We start from the raw sequence: 20236 nt of genomic DNA, 5'->3' as shown, positions 1-20236 counted from the left end.
TATTCAGCGAGCCCGCTGTGTACCAAATAAGAGCTATGCTTTAGTTCCTTACCCATTAGTTTCTGTTTCTGGTGGGGGATAGAATTTCCTAGGGCATTTGTGTACACGCATACCTATGAGGATCTCAATTTTTAGTAAGTGCATTGAGCGCTGAATTGGAGCATTTTGCCAGATGCGGTGATCACACCGCAGCGTTATTACTCCATAGGCTTTAATTCTTTATTTGTAACGCCAAATCATAAAGTTCGTTTTTACTCGCTTTCGTCAATTTGCAGGCAAGAGTAACCGCCTGCTTTAAGGGCAACTCCTCTAATAAAATAGTAAGTAGTTCCTCGTGATTTTCTTGCGCTGCACGTTCTGGCCGTGGTGGAATGACTAACACAAATTCGCCTTTAGTATGCGCGGGATCGGCCAGTAACCAATTTTTCACTTCCTGTACGTTGCCACTGATAAAACGCTCAAATGTTTTTGTTAATTCTTTGGCTAATACCAGAGTGCATTCTTCACCATATACTGCAGCTATATCATTAAGGCAGTCAAGAATACGATGTGTGGATTCATAAAAAATCAGCGTATGCATTGTATGGCTTAGGGATTCAAGTTTGGCTTTACGTGCGTTGTGCTTTGCTGGTAAAAAGCCAGAAAATAAAAAAGAATCACAAGGAACACCTGCGGCACATAGCGCGGTAATTAGGGCACAGGCTCCGGGGATGGGAACAACAGGAATGTCATGTTCACGGGCTAATTTAACTAAAATATAGCCGGGGTCGCTGATTAAGGGTGTTCCGGCATCACTAATTAGGGCTGCTGATTTTCCAGCTAAAAAATGTTCGATAAGCTGTTGGCTTTTTTCATGTTCATTGTGAGCATGTAGTGAATGCACTTGATTTTTTATTCCCAAGGAAGCTAATAGTTGCAGCGAGTGACGGGTGTCTTCTGCCAGAATAAAATCAACGGATTTCAGTACTTGCAATGCCCTAAGAGTAATGTCCTCACGATTTCCAATTGGAGTGGCAACGATATAGAGAGTACCTATTCCTGTTGCTAGTGAGTTTGTCATAGTTTATCCTTTTTATTATCGCTTATTGGGTGTCTTAAACATGTTAAAAATATATAAAATTCGTGTACTTATCTTCCTGACATCTACTTTGTTTCTTTGTCAGTGTACTACGGCTGTAACTTCTTCTGTGCCTGAGGTGCCCACACCCGCACCAGTGCCTGTGGCGGTGAAGAAAAAAGCAGAAAATCCTTATCCGCAATCAACCTCTGGTTATCTTGCGCAAGCGCAAAACCAACAAGGTGAGGAACGACAAAAGTCCTTACTTATGGCTGCTGGGCGTTCGATTTCTGAAGGCCAATGGCAGCAAGGCTCGGCTATTTTAGCACAGACTGCTGATTTAACATCGGAGCTCATGGCGCAAAAAAATATTTTATTAGCCCAAATTGATGTGATGCGGGATAGACCGCAAAAGGCTTTAAGTAAATTAGCCAGCATTGCGCACCAAGATGAGTTACCACGCTATCAGCAAGCGCAATACCATGAATTATTAGCCCAGGCTTATCGAGCTACCGATAAGCCGCTGGAGTCTATTTCCGAGCGCATCCGCTTAGAACCGTTGCTTTTTGATGACAACGGTCAAAAACAAAACCGTCGTAAGCTGTGGCTAACCATTACTCATCTTTCGCAAGCTGAACTCGATAATGCCGCGACTACCGCTAATCAATCGGAAATGCAGGGGTGGCTGCAGTTGGCCCAAATTGCGCGTAAGTATCGTGATAATTCTAAATCCCTGCTCGCTGCCCTCGATCACTGGCAAACACAGTTTAATGGTCACCCTGCGAATAATATTCTGCCTAATCCTTTAGACGCCATTGCCAATAAAATGGTGGAGCAGCCAAAGCAAATAGCACTTTTATTGCCCTTAAGCGGTGCTTTGCAGGGACCAGGAACGGCAATACGTGATGGTTTTATAGCGGCGCAAAAGAATAATCCCGCAGCTGCGGCAATTACGGTTAAAACCTATGATACCAGCAAAGGCGATGTTACTTCCTTGTACCAGTCTGCGATTACTGATGGGGCCAATTATATTGTGGGACCATTAACCAAGGCCCAAGTTGCAGCAGTTGCAGCATTACCCCATCCCGTACCTACTCTTTTATTGAATGATGCCGCAACAAATGTACAAGAGAATTCTTATTCATTGAGTTTGTCTCCCGCCTATGAAGCCCAACAAGTGGCGCTTAGAGCGCGCAGCAAAGGCTATCATCGGGCGTTAATTATTGCGCCAGGAAATGAATGGGGTAATGAAGTAGCCAATGCTTTTAGCAAGCAATGGCAAAAGAAAGGAGGATTGGTTGCAGGCACGCTTTTATATGGCGCTAAAGACGATCTGAATAAAAAGATGAAGGATTTCCTGCATATTAGCAATAGCCAACAGCGGGAAAGACAAATTAAAGAATTATTGGGTTATTCTATTCAATCAGTGGTTAGTCGTCGCCAAGACTTTGATATGATCTTTTTATTGGCTTATCCAACCAAAGCACGACAAATTATGCCTTTGCTAAATTATTACTATGCCGCTGATGTTCCTGTTTATGCCACGGCCAGTGTGTATGGTGGCAACGCCAATCCCTTAAAAGATAAAGATTTGGATGGTATTATCTTTTGTGATATCCCTTGGGTTTTCGGCCATCAAATGAGAGCAAGAAATTGGCCTGAACAATTTAACAGTTACAATAGACTGTATGCTTTGGGTAAGGATAGTTATGCTTTAGCTACCCAATTAAATCATTTAATGTTATTCCCTGCGGATGAATCTCTTTCTGGAGATGGTATTTTATACCTCAAGCCCTCACAACAGGTGGCTCGTGTTTTAGAGTGGGGACAATTTAAGCAGGGTCTGGTGCGTTCTTTAGGCGAGACTGCTTAAATGCTGACCCAAGAAAAAGGACGCCTCGCGGAAGAACAGGCGATAAATTATTTGACTGCACAAGGTCTTAAATTAGTTGGAAAAAATTATCATTGCAAGTTGGGGGAAATTGATTTAATCATGCGCGACCGTGAGCATTTGGTTTTTGTTGAGGTTCGCTCGCGGGTTTCGGCTGCTTTTGGCGGGGGGCTGGCAAGTATTACTTATGCTAAGCGACAAAAAATATTAAAATCAGCAATGCATTATGCGATGGTACATCAATTACAGAATAAATTTGCCCTGCGTTTTGATGTGATTAGCATCGATGGCAAACCAGCATCAATTACTTGGATAAAAGATGCATTTGGTATGGATTATTAGTTTATTCACTAGAGAATAATTATTTAAGGTTAAAATATGGTTCAACTGGAAGAAAGAGTACGACACCTCTTTGGTATACATATCGAAACAAAAATAGCATTAGCAGATGCCTTATCAGACACCATTGCGAAGGCAGGACAACGCTTGGTGAATTGTTTGTTGGGTGATGGAAAAATATTAATTTGTGGCAATGGGGGCTCCAGCGCCAATTGCATGCACTTTGCGAGCGCAATGTTTAATCATTTTGAGGTAGAGCGTCCTTCGTTGCCCGTATTTAATCTAAGTGCCGATGCAACTAGCATCAGTTCTTTTGCGAACGAACATCACTACAGCCAGGTCTTTGCGCGCCAAATCCAAGCTTTAGGGCAAGAGCAAGATGTATTGTTGCTATTAACCACCGCCGGTAATTCAGACAGTATGATCCATGCATTGCAAGCGGCGAATGAACGCGGCATGGATACCATTGCCTTAAGTGGCCGTGATGGTGGAGTACTTGCGAATCATTTAGGCCCCGAAGACATTGAGGTGCGGGTGGCGTCCGATAATGCGGCTCGCATTAGGGAAATGCACTTGTTCATCTTGCATTGTTTTTGTGATTTAATTGATCAGTCTTTATTTGGCCAAGTTTTAGGATAAAAAATGCGTCTAAAATTAAAATCCATTCTCTTTGTTTTAGTTTCCAGTTTACTCACCGGTTGTGTGGCAGCAGTGGTCACCGGTGCTGCTGTAGGCATGGTTTATGACCGACGCGGGGTTATGACTATGGAAGCAGATGCTCGTTTGTTCCATGTGATTCATAAAAACATTGTTACCAATCGTCAATTTAGTGACTCACGTATAGAGGTGACCAGCTTTAATCGCGTAGTGCTTTTAGTTGGGCAAACACCTAGCGCCTCCTTACGTGTTTTAGCCGAAAAAATTGCCCACAATGCACCTGGTGTTGAGCGAGTTTATGATGAAGTAACCGTTGGCTATCCCATACCGTTAACCCAACGTACTAAAGACAGTTGGATTACTGGCCAAGTTAGAAGCAGCATGCTGGCTAGAAAAGGGCTGGAGTCTGGCTCTGTTCGTATCGTGACTGAAAATGGCGTGGTTTACCTCATGGGTGTAGTGACCGATCACCAAGCGGCTTTAGCTGTTGATGTGGCGCGACGCGTTAATGGGGTAAGAAAAGTAGTTAAAATTTTCCAATACATTCGTTAGTTATTTACCATGTTAAAGCAGGGATGTTTGCAAATACTGGTCATTTTTAGCCTTTGGTGCCTGTCTGGCTGCAGCAGTATCTGGACAGGTGCTCAATTGGTATATGACCGTCATGATGTCTATAAAAAGCTGGATGATTATCATTTATACGTTAAAGTAAATAATGCGATAACCGTTGATAAATTGTTTAAAGACAGCCGTTCTCCACTGGATATCGCGGTGTTTAACGGGGATGTTCTCATTGCAGGCCAGGTCCCTACTCAAAGGATGCATGCCGAATTACAACGACGCTTAGATACTGTACAAGGGGCTCGACGTATGTTCAATGAAGTTCGTGTTGATACTAATCCGCCGAACTCTATGGAAGATAATTGGATCACGGCCAAAATTCGTAGTCAAATTTTTGCGGATGCGTCTATTGATCCGAATGCATTTAAGGTGGTTACTTCTAAAGGTATTGTTTACCTGATGGGCGATGTGCGTCCGGATGAGGCGGCGACGGTGATTAATTTTACTCGCCATACCGCTGGTGTACGCCATGTGGTTAAGGTGCTTAAGTACCTTGTGTATCAAAAATAGAATAAAAACGTGCCGCCTGAGTTCGCAAGCGAACCCAGGTAAGGCTGTTTACATTTAATGGAATTGTCCTTTATCGGGTCTTTTTCTCATTTTTTTTAGTTTAAGTTCACGTACCAGTCCCGTTGAGCCAGTAGAGTTTTCTTCATCAACATTATTGTTCTGGTTGCACGGATGGGATCGATAATGTTTGCGGTATGATAGGTGGTGTTTGTTGTGTTTGTGAGGCAGCTCATCACCATAACGAGCGAGCATTTTTTGTTGCAGGCTGGCTGCTGTATGTTGAATCTTATCAGGCATGTTATTTCCTTTGACAGGTTAATAAACATTACTTACTACCCATGCTTGGATAATAAGTTCCACACTGTAAGTATAGACGCTAAAATCGAGTTTTGGTTAAATATTGACCATGTCGAGCGTATTAAAGAGGCTTTAAAGAGATATAATGATTACCGGGATTTGGTTATTATCTATGTATATACTAACTTTTTATGAATAATCGCAGACGATTTTTTAGGGAGAATAAGTCATGCACTACTTGCACACTATGGTTCGAGTGACCAATCTGGAGGAGTCTTTAGATTTTTATTGTAATAAGCTAGGTTTGGTTGAAATAAAACGAACAGAGCATGAGCAAGGGCGATATACTTTAGTTTTTTTAGCAGCTCCTGGCGATGCCGAGCAGGCTAAAAAAACACAAGCCCCTTTGCTGGAGCTTACTTATAATTGGGATCCTCAACCCTATGCGGAAGGACGCAATTTTGGCCATCTAGCCTATTGTGTTGATAATATTTATGATACCTGCCTCCGTTTGGGCCGCGCAGGAGTCGTGATTAATCGACCGCCGCGTGATGGTCACATGGCATTTATCCGCTCTCCCGATAATATTTCCATTGAACTACTGCAAAAGGGCAACCCCTTACCCCTCCAGGAACCATGGGCTTCAGCACAAAATGTAGGGCAATGGTAGAGAGACGCCTAGGATGGACTATAATGTAAGTAAGCTTGATATCTCGTTAAAATAGGTAACTGCCATGAACGACGATGGAAAAATGAAGGAATACAAGAGTTTTGATGAGTTCTATCCTTTTTATCTAAGCCAACATCAAAACTTAATGTGTCAGCGACTGCATTTTGTCGGTACGGCTTTAGCGTGCTTATTTTTTCTTTTCTTTCTCTTTAGCGGGCACCTGACTTGGCTGCTGTTGATGATTTTGGCCGGTTATGGATTCGCATGGATTGGCCATTTGGTTTATGAAAAAAATCAACCGGTCACCTTCACCTACCCCCTTTATGGTTTAATGGGGGACTTCACCATGTTTTGGGAGGTTTTGCGAGGGCAGCGAAAGATATTTTAGGACCTATTTTAATGCTCTTTTTCGCTAATGTAATTTATTCACTTAACAGGCGTTTTGCCCTGTGCCATTAATTTGCCAAGCGACTCTAATTTGTGTAAGGTAGTTTGGATTTTTTTCGGTCGCAAGTCATGTTGCGTTTGTTTTAGGGATAATTTTTCAAGGCGAAAAAATGAGAAAACAAGACCTATTAAAGGGATGTATCGTCGCAACTTTATTTTTAGCGCAAATCTCTTATGCTGATTTTACTTTTTATTCTTCAGCCCCCGATGCCTGTGAGCATCTCACTGGACGTTGGTCAGGAACCGGTACCGCGAGTAATTGGGTCATTGGCGAATGCGTCTATCATGGCGCGGGCGTTATTAGTCCTGTGGATAGTGCGGGTAATTTTACGGTAGAAGTGGTTTCAGACAAAGATTCCGGAAGTTTTATTTGCCCTGCGCATAGTGAAAAACACTTAACCGGAACTTGTGTTAATGGGCTTACCATTATCCATACTGAGTACGGTGATGTTGCGGGTGATTTTGCGCAAAACTCGGGAAAAGCTAAAGGCACTTTATCTGTAGCACCAGGTTTGACTGTCGATGTAGTGATGCAATTTGGCCGGGATAATTAATTATAACCAATTACCAAAATAATAGCCCTGATGCTAAAGGCTGAATCCTGAAGCATTAGGGTAAACATTTTGCAGGCAGCAAAGTATATGCTATCTTCGTTTTGTTTAAATTTTTCATTTTTAAGGATGATTTTTATGCGTTCAGGCATTACTGTTCTGAGCATCGCTGGAGCTTTTTTGTATTCTTCTTTGGCGATTTCAGGTGAATCAGGCATTCGGTCTATGCTCTCGACTTATAGACCGGTGATTTCTTTGACTGGTGGTTATGCCAATATGGATGCGACAGGGAAAGCCTATTTTTTAGGTGATGATGAGACTGTATTTGCTTATGATTCCAAGGCGAATAGCCGCAATGGAGGGGTTATAGGTGGCTTTTTAGGGATGGAGCACTCCTTACCCTGGTATGGTTTATTGGCTCAGCTGGGGCTTGAGTACAACTATTTTACTCCACTCCAAATTCATGGCGAACATACCGTAGGCATGGAGCTGGATTATTCCACCTTGTATCATTATCATTATCAATTTCAAAGCCAGCAATTGCTTGCCTCACTTAAAATTCTCGCGACCAATGATAAAGCCTTGCATCCTTATGTCCAGGTGGGCTTGGGCACCGCCTGGAGTCGAGTAGGACGTTTTAGCGCAACCACTGATGATGTGGGTAGTATTAATTTAACCCCCTCTTTTAATGAACATACGCGCAGTGAATTTAGTTATAACTTGGGAGCTGGCCTCGATTTTGATATGAGCCAAAATGTTCGCATCGGTTTTGGTTATCGTTTTAGTGGTTTAGGAAATGCCTCTTTGACGGGGGGACGAATCAGTATGGGGGATTTCTCGACTTCAGTGCCTTTTGCGGTAGGGGTACATCATGCAGGTGAGCATCAACTGATTGCACAGCTTAGTTACGTGAAATAAAGCAGAGCAAGAACTATACCGGATTATTTTATTTCGATTAAAACAGGATGTTATTCATGGGGAAAAAACAGAATTTAGTTTTACTATTTGCCGCTAGCTTTATAAGTAACACGGCAATTGCCAGCGCTACTTTTAATATTGTTCCTAAACCAGGAACCTCATTACCTACGACAGTGGTGCAGGGGAGTTCTGTTTCTGCCTATTATCTGATTACGAATAATACCAGTGCTACCAGGGCAGGTTATAGCATTAAAGGGCTTCCTGCTGCGGTGGTGGCGCAAAATACCGGCAATGGATATTGCCCTGCGGTGATCTCCTTAGCTCCCAAAGGCAGTTGCGTATTGCAATTGGATATTACCGGGGCTGTTGCCAGTAATTTTGCTCTATGTCGAGGGGTGGCGTGTACTTCTTCAGCGATTCCCTTGAATGTCTCTGTAATTCCGGCCCCTCCACCACCACCACCTCCGGCCCCACCGCCATTTTTTGTTGCTGCAGGGCAATATGATACGGGTTCTGCGGTGGGTGCTTTGATTGTATATAGTTCTATTGCTGGAACCACTTGGGCTTATCCTTTAGCCTCACTTGCCAGCTTCCCTCCAAACACTTATTTATATGGAGCCAGTTGCGTGGGGAGCTTTTGTGTGGTTGGGGGCGAATCATCAGCTCCTTTTTTGGCTACGAGTTCTACTTCCGGGCAGAGTTGGACGGCAGTTAATTTCTCAGCGTTACCTGTAGATTATTCTTCTAGTGGTTATTTTAATGCGGTAGCATGTGCTGACTCTTTTTGTATTGCCGGAGGAGGATATTCCACTGGGAGTATGAACGTGCCCTTTATTGGCACCAGCACAGGACTCAGTGCGAGCTGGTCTTCTACCTATACTAGTGCGCAGATGCCGTCAGATTTAAATTTTGGATATTTTAATAATGTGAGTTGTGGGAATACCGCCTGTATCGCTGTGGGAATCTATTCTTTTGCTTCGGCGAACTATCCATTAATTGTTACAGGAACTAATAAAGGTACGCAATGGGCTAACTCTTTGCCCGGTAACTCTTCATTGCCTGCTGATTTTTTGACCTTAAATAATTTTAATGGTGCTGCGGCCAGCGGCTCTCATTTTGTGGCCTCTGGAAGTTATTTACCAACCTCAGGAGATATAAAACCCTTAGTGATGTCGAGTTCTAATAATGGGGCCACTTGGGGGGCCTCCCTTAGCAGCATTAGTCCCACTCCTCCTGCAGGCTTTCTCTCAGGACAAATAAATGGCGTAAGTTGTAGTGGTAGTGTTTGTGTTGCCGTAGGAACTTTTACCTCCAGCGCTGCTTATCCTTTAGCTGCAACCAGTTCTAATGCTGGCCAAACATGGTCGTATACGATTACTGCCGCAACGCCCCAGCTTCCAGCAGATTTTTTTCCTGGTGATAATAGTTATTTTTCTGGCGTGAGCTGTAGTGGCACTATTTGTATCGCTGTAGGCTCTTATTTAAAGGACTCAGCAAATAGTTTTCCTTTATTGGCGGCAAGCTCCAATGGAGGACAAAGTTGGACTTATAGAGTTAATAGCACTTATCCACTATTAACAGGGGATACGATGGAGAATGGTTATTTTAATACGGCTTCATGCAAAGGAACTTATTGTATGGCTGCAGGTACTTATACGTCGACGTCGGGGACCTCTTATCCTTTAGTGGCGGTGAGCAGTGATGGTGGCGTTACTTGGGTTTATAAAGTAGATGCGGTTTTTCCTGCATTGCCGGCAGATTATTCTTATGGAGGTGTGTTCCATGAGCATGCTAGCGCTGCAGGTAGTGCTGCATTTTTACCTGGCACACTAAAATTATTATTAAATAACCGATAAACTATCTGATAAGTGTGCCCCTGGCTCCGCATTCATCTGGCTCAACATCGAGCCAGATGTCCCGGTTACTCATTAGGCGACACTCGCTGAATATCATAATGCATTAAAAATTTTTCTGCTTCTAAACCATAAGCCCCAGAAACTCCCGGGATGCCCGTAGTTACTATGCCGCCATTACCCATATCAAAAACTGGTGTTGCTGGATTTATCGTAAATCCCCAATGTGTGGCATCAGCTGTTTGCCCACTGGTAGTAATAGGCATGCCATTACCATTAACCACTAAGACTATATTTCCGTAAATCGTGGTTGGCGGCGTAAAAACAATTGGATTGGCACTGGCTTGTGGGGGGTGGGCCGTCGCATCATAGATGACCTGATTGGTATTGCCAATTAACCTTGGCAGTGGGGTAATGTGCACTTGATATATGGCTGCGGTTCCAGCGCCTGTACCCGTACAAAAGGTGGTGCTATGCACCCCTGTAGAGGCCCATCTGACGATGGTCACTCCACCGTAAGCAAGGCTTTTAACGGTGGTACAGGGTTGAGTGCTGTTCGCATGATCATAGACTTTGATCATGATGTTGGACTGGGTTAAGCCAGTATTCCCTGCACCTCCATCACTACCCAGATTATTCACAATGACTAATTGCCCGCTACTTGGAGCTATAGCAAAAATTGTTGTAGAGGTAAGAAATGCGGAAAAAAACATTAATTTTAATAAATTATTTATGTTCATATCGATTCTTGGCTAGAACAGCTCATCCTTATGCGTGGTTGTATGAAAAGGTATAACGCCATAATAACGCATTAGTTTTTCAGCGCTTAGACCATAAGCACTAATCGCGTCGGGAACACCGGTTGCACCTAATTCTCCAGTACTTACATTAAAAACAGGGGCGCTAGGTGTTACTGTAAATCCCCAATTGGTCGAGCTTACGGTTTGACCCACGGTGTTGGGCATGCCACTGCCATTAATCAACAAGGTCATGTTGGTATAAATCGTTGTTGGTGGGATAAAGTCAATGGGGTCGGCTGTTGCCTTAGGGATACTGGTGTCTACTATGGCGTCATAAACAATGGTGATGCGATTATTAATGAGTTTATTGAGCGGGGTAATTACTACCTTAGCAATGGCGGCGGTACCGATACCGGTACCGGCGCAAGAAGAGGGGCTATGAAACCCATTTGCCTGCCATTTAATGGTGGCAACGTTATAATAACCCAGTCGTGGTGCGGTGTAGCATGGAGAGGCCGGAGTATGGGTGTCATATACCTGGACCATAATGTTAGAACGTGAATTAGTATTCGCATCAGTCGTAGTTAAATTATCCAAGCCGTTAATTATCACCAATTGCCCGGAGTTTGGCGGTGCTGCAAATGCAGTTATTCCCCAAATCAATAAGGTCGCAAGCACAGCTATTTTAAGCAAAGTATTTTTTACCGATTCCATGTTAGTCTCATCATCCCTAACTGATTGTTAACAATATCTTTTATGCAACAATTATTACTCTAGCACAGGATTGTTGATTCCGCAGGCTAAGTAGAAATGTATTTAGATGGGCATCCCATAAGGTAATAAGGCCGCTGATAGGCGACCTTCTTTAGCGATTGTTAGGAGCGAGTGCCGCGGGGCCTTTATCGTTGCCGGTATTCTTTTATCCGAAATAGGCGCACCGGGAGCGGCATTGCCAGAAAGAATGGTTTATGCTGAGTCAACAATTAAGTACTCTGCGGCGCTAATGCCGTTACTGATGCTGGTATACTTACATTCCCTGCCTCATCCGTTGAGGTTACTTGCAATGTTTCCCCACTAGTTGCTGGTGGTGAAAGGGCAACCACAAAATCACCATTGACATCGACAATAGCAGTACCTATTGGATTCCCTCCATTGGTAACGGTAATGGTGTTTCCTGCCTCTCCATTTCCACTTAATTCAGTTCCATTGTTGTAAATGACTAAATTTGTGGGGGGGGCGGGTGGCGTAATATCTGGCGCTTGAATGGTTACTGTTGGACTAACATTCCCGACATTATCTGTTAAGAACACACTAAGGAGTTCTCCATTAATTTGTGGGGTAGTGAAGGTGATGGTAAATGTGCCTGCAGCACCTACCACTGCGGACCCTAGTACAACTCCACTTGCATCCGTAACGGTCGCAGTAGTTCCTGCCTCTCCATTTCCACTTAATTCAGTTCCATTGTTGTAAATGACTAAATTTGTGGGGGGGGCGGGTGGCGTAATATCTGGCGCTTGAATGGTTACTGTTGGACTAACATTCCCGACATTATCTGTTAAGAACACACTAAGGAGTTCTCCATTAATTTGTGGGGTAGTGAAGGTGATGGTAAATGTGCCTGCAGCACCTACCACTGCGGACCCTAGTACAACTCCACTTGCATCCGTAACAGTCGCAGTAGTTCCTGCCTCTCCATTTCCACTTAATTCAGTTCCATTGTTGTTAACGAGTAAATTTGTGGGGGCTGCGGGTGCCGTAATATCTGGAGCTTGAACTTCTACTGGCGTGCTACTATCGCCATTACTATTAGTTAAAACAACGGTAAGAATCTCTCCATTAGTTTGTGGCGGAGTTAAGTTGACTGTAAATGAGCCTGCAGCACTTACCACTGCGGACCCTAGCACAACTCCACTTGCATTCGTAACGGTCGCAGTAGTTCCTGCCTCTCCATTTCCACTTAATGTAGTTCCATTGCTGTTAAAGAATAAATCTGTGGGGGGGGCGGGTGGCGTAACATCTGGAGCTTGGACTGTTACAGGTGAGCTACTATTCCCACTACCATTAGTTAAAACAACAGTAAGAATTTCTCCATTAACTTGAGGGGGATTCAAGGGAATGGAGAATCCCCCAGTAGACGGTACTAGTCCTGTTCCTATCACGTTCCCTGAGGGGTCGGTAACGGTGACTGTGGTCCCAGCCTCACCTTGCCCGGTTAATGTAGTTCCATCACTACTTACATTTAAAGCGGTAGGTGGATTGGGTGCACTCTCATTCGGTGCGGTAATGGTCACGGGCGCACTACTATTGGTCCCATTGGATTGCACCACCGTAAGTATTTGCCCATTGTTTTGCGCGGGATTTAGAATGATATTGAACGTGCCATCACTCTGTACCACTCCCGTACCTACCTGCACACCAGCCGCGTCAGTAACAATAATGGTATCGCCTGCTACGCCATTACCGCTTAGGGATGCTCCGCCTGGGGGTATGGTTAACCCGGTTGGTTGGGGAGGAGTAGCAAGATAGGTAAATCCACCACTGCTGGTAATGCTCCCTTGTGGAGTGGTAATCACTACATTTACTGGCCCAGCTGTTGAGGGTAAAGCAGGGGTTAGAATGGTGATTTGAGTGTCATTGATGGACACAATGGTGGCCGCAGCACCCCCAATAGTGACGGAAGCGCCAGCGAAATTAGTTCCAGAAATCACCACCGTTTCTCCTCCGGCATTGGAGCCTTGGTTTGGAGAAATAGTAGTAATGGTTGGGAGCGCGGCACTAATATAAGTATAACCATTAGGAAGTAATGCTTGTTGTCCGTCGGGATTTTGAATCATCAGATTCACCGGATTTGATGCGGTAAAGGGGGCGCTAGATGCTGGTACTGTGGCCTGAATTTGCGTAGGGGATAGTATTTGCACATTCGTTGCTAATTGTGAGCCAAAATATAACAGGAGGCCGGGGATAAAGTTACTGCCGGTTATCGTGACGACATTACCTCCAGCAAAAGGACCATTGCTCGGGTTAATTCCGGTAATTGTTGGCGCTAAGAGTTTAGTAACTTGTTCGGCAATAACCAGTACTTGATTCATTTTGACAGCAGGGGCACTTACCCACTGAGCAATATCGTTGAGATTTTGTTGCCCTAAAAGCTCTTGTTTTTGATAGCGTTTATTATTATCCGCTAAAAAGTTAATTTGTAAGCTGATGCTGTTGTTATCTGGTGTGGCGTTATGCGAGGTAATGTGTTGACCGATCACCGATAATTCCCATGCCAGTTTGGTTTTGTGTGGATTAGGTAACCAGCTCAAACCCGCTTGATAAGTGTTATAAATTTCTCTGGCGGTAGCTTCTCCATTCAATTTGAAATGTTCATTCAGCAGTTGATTAATTTTTACTCCTGCTCCGATACCATTGCGATCTTTATTGCTGGTTGAAGAAAACAGGGGATTATAATGCACTTGATCATAATACAAGTTTCCATTTACAAACGTAGTAGGAGTTAATAATAAATTGACCCCGGCATCAAGGCCCATGCTTCTTGCACCCGCAATATGGCGGTAGTTAATGCATTGCAAACCCGCCCTATAACCTGCGCAATTGTTGCCGTCAGAGGTAAAAATTACCGGATTTAAATCTTTATTATCCGCTTGGGCATAATATCCTCCTGCGTTAACTCCCTGAAACAAAGCCAGATTTAAAAGCTGCTGGAAACGTAGCCCGTAAGCATCTTGGCTTACCCGCGCGCGAATGTCTCCGGAATCAAATTGGAAGGGGAGGCGTTGGCCTAAGCGCTCAGCGGTGAATTTCATTTGCGAGGATGGGGTAAATCCATATCCTAGTGTACCATTGAATCGGTATTGCCCTGCGCCATATTCACCTAAGGCCCCTATGGCCAGTTTTTCTCCCAAAGGTAATACGTAGTGGGCATTAAAAAAAGTACCGGTCAGGTCACTGTAATTGACACCAAAATTTAAAGGGCTATAAAAACCTAATTGTTGATTCGATAATGATAAATTATTTAATTTTCCGGTTTGAGTAGCGTTGAGCAATGGCGTTAATGGGCCTGCTGACATGGTCGGGCTATTCGTCGTGGGTTTACCCTGTTGCGCTGGGAGTGCAGTAAGTAGGGGGGCAGCGATTGCTATTTGTAACACCTGACTGTAAATAAGAATACTGGCAACAATTTGCCGACAGAGACGGGCAAAACTCATCCATCAACTCCTTTGAGATACTCTATAAAGGGTATAAGGTACCAAAAATTTTGCTGCAGTGACATTAAAATTTAGCGGAAAATCAAAAAGTAAAATGAATGAGGGCATGAAGTTTGCATGGATATGGCAATGAGGGTGTCTTGCGGTCGTGCTACTTACTTAACATTTTCCAAATCCCACACCATTCTGGATCGATGGGTTGTTTTTTGAGAATCGTGCAGCGTTCAATATACACACTTGAGGGTTTGTCTTGAGGGTGTAGAACCAAGGCGGCATCAAAACAAGAAATGGCCTTATCCCATTGCCCACTATTATAAAATTCAATGCCATTATTAAAATGGGTAATGACATCGATTTGATGAGGAAATACTTTTTGATCGTAAAAGTTAATCACTTCATAAATCGAAACCGCTTTATTTTTGCCTTTAACAATTACTTTATCAATCGCGCGCATGCGGTAGGTTGATTTTAAGCGCTCATAGGTAAATTCACTAATGAGAATATGGGCACCATAATGTTTGCACAGGCTTTCAATGCGAGAGGCTAAGTTCACCCCATCACCAATCACGGTAAAATCCATGCGTTTATTAGAGCCAATATTACCGGCTACTATTTTATCGGTGTTAATACCAATGCTGTGATCCAGTAGCGGTAAATCGCGCTCCATACGGCGTTGATTTAACTCATCTAAGGCATGCATCATGGCAATAGCGGCACGTAGGGCGCGATCGGGATCGTCATCATGCGGAAAGGGGTTACCAAAGACCGCCATCACGGAGTCGCCAATGAACTTATCTAGCATACCCCCTTCATTTTGAATGCAATCAACCATTACGGAAAAATATTCATTCAACAGCTTCACTGTTTCTTCCGCCCCCAGCGATTCGGACAGCGTAGTAAAATTGCGAATATCGGAAAAGAGCACGGTAGCAATGGTGCTGGTACCCCCTAAAGAATAATCACTGGATTGCAAGAGTTTTTCGGTTAAATCGGGGCTCATATAACGCGACATTGTTGATTTCATGCGCTTTTCAGAACTAATGTCTTCAATCATAATCATGGTACCCAAACGCTCATTATTGGCGTTGATTAAGGGAACAATAGTAATATTGGCGGTAATGTTTACATGCATCAACTCCAGCTCAACATCCATCATGACTTCTTGCCTTACTTGCGATGATTCATGATTGATGGTGGTAATCTTTTCTACCAGGTTATTGGGATCGTCGCCAAATAAGATGGAAATATCTTTTAGCATCAGTGGATTAAGGGAGGTGAGATTTAACAACTTCATCCCTGCGCGATTGCAAGTGACAATTTGATTGTTAGTATTTAGGGTTAATACCGTATTCGTCATACTTTCCAGAATGCTTTCATTGTAATTTTTAATGCTTTGCACTTCATCAAAGAGTTTGGCATTTTCAATAGAAATGGATATTTGTGAGTTAATCGCTAATAGTTGTGATTCATCATCGGAATTAAATTCGCCCCGTCGTTTATTTAAAACCTGAGTAACCCCAATGACCTTACCATTCTTGTTTTTGACCGGTGCAGACAAGATAGAACGAGTAAAAAAGCCAGTTTGTCGGTCAACAGAAGGGTTGAAACGCAAATCGGCATAGGCATGCGGAATATTAATTACCTCACCAATGGTAAAAGTGGAGCCGGCAATCCCTAAATGATTTGGGAAACGTATTTGTTTTTTGGCTAACCCAATGCCTGCTTCGGTAAATAATTCATTCGTTTTTTCATCATTAATGAATAGTGTTGAGCGTTCGGCATCTAAGGCTTTGGTTACCGTGTCGATGATTTTTTCTAACAGTAAGGATAAGTTAATTTCGGAAGAAACATTGGAAATAGTTTCCAAAAAATGTAAGTCTTTTTTATGACATAATTCGATTTGCTCGATGGTCAATTGATTTTGAATTGCCATCGCTGCATGTTCAGTCAGCGTTTGCACAAATTTAACGTCGGAATCGGAAAAATCACCCTCAATTTTGTTGAGCATTTGGGTTACGCCAATGAGTTCATTATTGGCATTTCGTAGCGGCACACAGAGAATACTTCGAGTTTGAAAGCCGGTAATTTTATCAACCTGCTTATTATGACGTTCATCGATATCCACATCGGTTAAGAACACCGCCTCATTATTAGTAAAGGTCCATCCCGCCAGGCCACTATCATTTAGTATTCTAATTTCGAAATGCAAATCACCTTGGGCAATGAAGGAATAAAGCTCATTGGTTTGATGATCATTTAAAAAAATGGTACCGCGTTCACACCCAATGACATCAACCGTCACGTCAATGAGTTTTTTGGTGATTTCTTTCAAATTAGAAGTGGCTGCCAAATCACGATAAATCTGTGATAATAGCATGTAGAATTTCTTTGAATTCATATTCTTGTAACGTACAACATCGTGCATTTTAATTTCTCAAAAAAGTATTTTTCTGATGCTTAAAATGACTCCAGAAACTAAACTCTATTTAGTTTGGTCGTCAATGAAATTTGTTTGTTCTAATATACCTCTTAATTCCCTTATCGTTTGTTGGAGCTGGTAAATCTCATTATTCTTATCTTTTTTTAATTCTTCTATATTTTTTAAATGCCGATGTTTGATATGTTCCAACTCATTCCTTAATTCAACGATTGACGTCTGCAGTTGGATAATAATTTGGTTATAGTCCGAACGCTCTTTCTCAATTCGTCGCTGCATTTCCATATGATTCGTTTCTAATTTCACTCGTAATTGAATGATAATGTCCTTTAATTGCCTGTTTTCATTTTCCTCTGCTAATGCTGCCATACGACTAATTCCCCACAGACTCACCCTTGCCTCTGATCCCGGGCATATGATGAAATAGCACTGATTTAAAGCTTTTCCATTGTGCGAATAGTTAAATTATAGCCCATTTTGGCGAGAGGGGATGGGATTTAGGCCTTCCATCCTACTTTTATGAATAATGCGATGCAGGGGAGGTATCTTGGAGCCCAACCCGTATTACGTTTATTCTGTTTCGAATGCTCAAGTACGTTGATGCATTCTCACAGAATTATCATCCCTCTCCAATTACCGCGGCGGAGCGAGGCATCTATCTCGGAGCATTTGAATAAAAAGAAATATTCAGATACCATTGCCCCGGCAAGTACTCGATAAAGGATTATCATCATGCGTTTAAACGGCAAGGCCCTCTTTTATATCCTAATAATTCAAATTTTAATGTCTGCTCTTTTCTTTCTAGGCTTCCTACTCGACCCTCTCCTCGGTGTATGGATTTTCTTCCTATATTTCGGCGGTTGCGGTTCATTCTTGGTTTATCAATGCATAAATACCAAATGTCGGAGACGTTCAAGGAGAGATAAGGACATGCCAGCGGTTTGCCTGCACTAATTAAAAAAGATGCAGATTATCTCGAAGACACACATTTTGATATTAAATAGTATTAATTTAACATAATTAAGTTAATAAAAAATAACATTTTTTGTTGACCTCGTAGCATCAATTGATTAGGATAAACCCCTGGCTTGGAAGATGCCATGGAAATTACGGAATTAATCATGAAGAATATATACAAGAACCAACTTATGGAATGCACACTATCGCTAGTTAGCCAACATCGCACCTTTTTTCTCATCATCCTGTTTTTTCTCTACTTCATGTGTGACACATGAGCTTTAAATCAAAAATTTATTAATTCACCTCACCGTGATTATTTGGCGTTTATGTGCTCAGTTATTTTGATTTAAAGGATTTAATTGTGAAAAAATTAGTGGTGTTTTGTTTTATGTTATTGTGGAGTGTTTGCTGGGGAACAGATATGTCAATGAGCTCATGCCATGACCATCACCAGCAGGTATCTCTTGCTTTTAAGCAAAACGGTATCCAGAGTATTGAACTTACGGCATATAAGGGAGAGAAGAAAATTATCCCTATGACCATGGTATACAGTTATTTGCATGGCTCTAAATTATGGAGTTTATCTTCCCCTGTTAGTGTTGAAAATCTGGGATCTACCTGCCCCTCTCTTCCATATGATCTAGGTTGTAAGCCCATTCGTAACGCTATTTGTGATATAAATCTAATTCTTGATACCAAAGCATTAAATATTGGACAAAGGTATTCGGCTCACTTTAATTTTGTCACATACCATAAAAAGCATATGGATCCTCATGTTTATGCTATGCAATATGCAGTTACTATTATTCGCCGCCCTCTATCAATGAAGGTCATTGCACCGCAAACAGCCAAGGTGGGGGTAGAATTTGAATATCCGTTAAGAAATGCTGTAAATAATTATCAGGAAAGCGTTGACAGTAAAGCTCCGGTTTCTCTGGTTATGAGTGTTGAGGATATAAAAAAATTAAATAATTTAGGGCTTTCTTTTGATCCTAAAGACTTCTCTTTCAAAGGTACTCCTAATAAGCCGGGGAGTTTTAAATTTCAGGTAGGGGCAGCTAATGGATATAGTGCTACGCAATCTTTAGCCGAAATGATCATTAATGTGCAATATAATAAAGAATATAAACCTAGCTTTAAAGCCAATGCCCCTATTCCTAACGCCACATCTAAGCAAAACTACCAGCTCAATTTAATGACTTTACTCGAAAATACCCCGGGATTTAATACCACCAACCAAGTAAGGTTCAAAATTGATGATAATTCTAAAGTTCCGTCAGGGCTTGCCTTAAGTGCTGCAAATAATTTGCTGCTGGAAGGGGAACCCAATCCTGCATTAGCCGGGGATACGATAGTATTAACTGTTATTGCTACCTCGAATACGGGCGGTGATTCAGACCCCCATAAACTGAGAATATCGGTAGATTATGATAGTAGCAAAAGGCCAAGTATCGAGCCGTTTGTAATGGAGAGACGAGCAGGAGCGCATTTTTATGTTGATTTATCTCAATACCTTAATGATCCGGCGCAAGATCTCTCTCTGGCGATAATAATTGATCAAGTTGAGCCGAATCTTGAAGACACTAATAACGATGCTTTTAAAATAGAGGTCTCTGCGCAAAATCCTAAAATGTTAGAAGGTTATATTCCTGAAAACGCGGTAGGTAAGAAATATTATATTACTTTGCATGCGAATACGCATACCGGAGGAGACTCTGAAAAGCTGCGAATTCCCTTACAGGTAAGTATCAATAAGTCCCTAACACCAAAATTTAGACAGAATAATCCGCAACTACCTTTAGTTCTCCCAGGTCAACCCTTTACCCATGATTTTGCCGCTAATCGTGATGTATGGCCTGAATATGAGGATGTGCCTTATGAAATAAACTTTGCGGAGGGATATACCCCACCGCCATGGCTAAAGTTGGAGGACAATAAGCTTTTTTCAGAGGCCAATGTGCCAATGGCAACGAAAGATATAGAGGTTATCTTAGTTATTAAAAATACTCCCGGGGGCGTTTCCAATCCAATAACGTTGTCTTTAACCGTACCTTGATAAAAATGGATGTATGTTCAA

Annotated in this window: 19 protein-coding genes; 11 read left to right on the top strand and 8 right to left on the bottom strand. The window is 42.5% G+C overall.

Features of this window, described 5'->3' with window-relative positions:
- Positions 1–211: 211 nt before the first annotated feature.
- Positions 212–1060, bottom strand: coding sequence for a 16S rRNA (cytidine(1402)-2'-O)-methyltransferase (gene rsmI / locus ACD661_RS08920; RefSeq protein WP_400187513.1), 849 nt, complete (start codon positions 1058–1060; stop codon positions 212–214).
- A 40-nt stretch (positions 1061–1100) separates the two neighbouring features.
- Between rsmI and ACD661_RS08915 the strand changes: the two genes are divergently transcribed.
- The 5 genes from ACD661_RS08915 to ACD661_RS08895 are packed head-to-tail and all read left to right on the top strand — an operon-like array spanning position 1101 to position 5075.
- Positions 1101–2930: a penicillin-binding protein activator gene (locus ACD661_RS08915; protein WP_400187512.1), complete on the top strand. Its 1830-nt coding sequence runs from the start codon at positions 1101–1103 to the stop codon at positions 2928–2930.
- 3 nt (positions 2931–2933) lie between these two features.
- Entirely contained in the window at positions 2934–3290 is a 357-nt protein-coding gene (locus tag ACD661_RS08910; RefSeq protein WP_400187650.1) for a YraN family protein, read from the top strand.
- A 36-nt stretch (positions 3291–3326) separates the two neighbouring features.
- The gene (locus ACD661_RS08905) at positions 3327–3926 is read left to right on the top strand and encodes a D-sedoheptulose-7-phosphate isomerase (RefSeq protein ID WP_400187511.1); all 600 of its coding nucleotides are present in this window, start codon (positions 3327–3329) and stop codon (positions 3924–3926) included.
- A 3-nt stretch (positions 3927–3929) separates the two neighbouring features.
- Positions 3930–4496 (top strand): BON domain-containing protein, encoded by a 567-nt coding sequence (locus ACD661_RS08900; RefSeq protein WP_400187510.1) that lies wholly within the window; start codon positions 3930–3932, stop codon positions 4494–4496.
- 9 nt (positions 4497–4505) lie between these two features.
- On the top strand, positions 4506–5075 hold the full coding sequence (locus ACD661_RS08895; RefSeq protein WP_400187509.1) for a BON domain-containing protein: 570 nt from the start codon (positions 4506–4508) through the stop codon (positions 5073–5075).
- 54 nt (positions 5076–5129) lie between these two features.
- Here ACD661_RS08895 and ACD661_RS08890 read toward each other — a convergent pair whose 3' ends face one another.
- Positions 5130–5372 (bottom strand): hypothetical protein, encoded by a 243-nt coding sequence (locus ACD661_RS08890; protein ID WP_400187508.1) that lies wholly within the window; start codon positions 5370–5372, stop codon positions 5130–5132.
- Between the two features lie 229 nt (positions 5373–5601).
- On the opposite strand from ACD661_RS08890, the gene ACD661_RS08885 reads away from it, so the two are divergent.
- The 3 genes from ACD661_RS08885 to ACD661_RS08875 all read left to right on the top strand — a co-directional run bounded on the left by ACD661_RS08885 (position 5602) and on the right by ACD661_RS08875 (position 7043).
- A complete protein-coding gene (locus ACD661_RS08885) occupies positions 5602–6042 on the top strand; it encodes a VOC family protein (RefSeq protein WP_400187507.1) in 441 nt (146 codons plus the stop codon).
- Between the two features lie 64 nt (positions 6043–6106).
- Entirely contained in the window at positions 6107–6430 is a 324-nt protein-coding gene (locus ACD661_RS08880; protein ID WP_400187506.1) for an Mpo1-like protein, read from the top strand.
- Positions 6431–6599: 169 nt separating this feature from the next.
- Positions 6600–7043 (top strand): hypothetical protein, encoded by a 444-nt coding sequence (locus ACD661_RS08875; RefSeq protein WP_400187505.1) that lies wholly within the window; start codon positions 6600–6602, stop codon positions 7041–7043.
- Here the strand turns inward: ACD661_RS08875 and ACD661_RS08870 are convergent.
- On the bottom strand, positions 7040–7258 hold the full coding sequence (locus ACD661_RS08870; protein ID WP_400187504.1) for a hypothetical protein: 219 nt from the start codon (positions 7256–7258) through the stop codon (positions 7040–7042). The genes ACD661_RS08875 and ACD661_RS08870 overlap by 4 nt on opposite strands.
- A gap of 7 nt (positions 7259–7265) precedes the next feature.
- Here ACD661_RS08870 and ACD661_RS08865 point away from each other — a divergent pair, with 7 nt between their 5' ends.
- Together ACD661_RS08865 and ACD661_RS08860 are read left to right on the top strand one after the other, a co-directional pair.
- Positions 7266–7958, top strand: a complete 693-nt coding sequence (locus ACD661_RS08865) for an outer membrane protein (RefSeq protein WP_400187503.1) — start codon at positions 7266–7268, stop codon at positions 7956–7958.
- Positions 7959–8014: 56 nt separating this feature from the next.
- Positions 8015–9814 (top strand): sialidase family protein, encoded by a 1800-nt coding sequence (locus tag ACD661_RS08860; RefSeq protein WP_400187502.1) that lies wholly within the window; start codon positions 8015–8017, stop codon positions 9812–9814.
- A 65-nt stretch (positions 9815–9879) separates the two neighbouring features.
- Here ACD661_RS08860 and ACD661_RS08855 read toward each other — a convergent pair whose 3' ends face one another.
- From ACD661_RS08855 to ACD661_RS08835, 5 genes are all read right to left on the bottom strand, one after another.
- Entirely contained in the window at positions 9880–10551 is a 672-nt protein-coding gene (locus ACD661_RS08855) for a hypothetical protein (protein WP_400187501.1), read from the bottom strand.
- 12 nt (positions 10552–10563) lie between these two features.
- Positions 10564–11265: a hypothetical protein gene (locus ACD661_RS08850; RefSeq protein WP_400187500.1), complete on the bottom strand. Its 702-nt coding sequence runs from the start codon at positions 11263–11265 to the stop codon at positions 10564–10566.
- 269 nt (positions 11266–11534) lie between these two features.
- Entirely contained in the window at positions 11535–14762 is a 3228-nt protein-coding gene (locus ACD661_RS08845; RefSeq protein WP_400187499.1) for an Ig-like domain-containing protein, read from the bottom strand.
- 151 nt (positions 14763–14913) lie between these two features.
- The gene (locus ACD661_RS08840; RefSeq protein ID WP_400187498.1) at positions 14914–17139 is read right to left on the bottom strand and encodes a GAF domain-containing protein; all 2226 of its coding nucleotides are present in this window, start codon (positions 17137–17139) and stop codon (positions 14914–14916) included.
- Positions 17140–17244: 105 nt separating this feature from the next.
- Positions 17245–17568: a hypothetical protein gene (locus ACD661_RS08835; protein ID WP_400187497.1), complete on the bottom strand. Its 324-nt coding sequence runs from the start codon at positions 17566–17568 to the stop codon at positions 17245–17247.
- A gap of 952 nt (positions 17569–18520) precedes the next feature.
- On the opposite strand from ACD661_RS08835, the gene ACD661_RS08830 reads away from it, so the two are divergent.
- The gene (locus ACD661_RS08830) at positions 18521–20215 is read left to right on the top strand and encodes a hypothetical protein (protein ID WP_400187496.1); all 1695 of its coding nucleotides are present in this window, start codon (positions 18521–18523) and stop codon (positions 20213–20215) included.
- Positions 20216–20236: the final 21 nt, after the last annotated feature.

Source organism: Legionella lytica, assembly GCF_044626755.1.
GTDB classification, from domain to species: Bacteria; Pseudomonadota; Gammaproteobacteria; order Legionellales; family Legionellaceae; genus Legionella; species Legionella lytica_A.
Note: the sequence above shows the minus strand (reverse complement) of the source record. Positions and strands in the feature narration are given on the sequence as shown.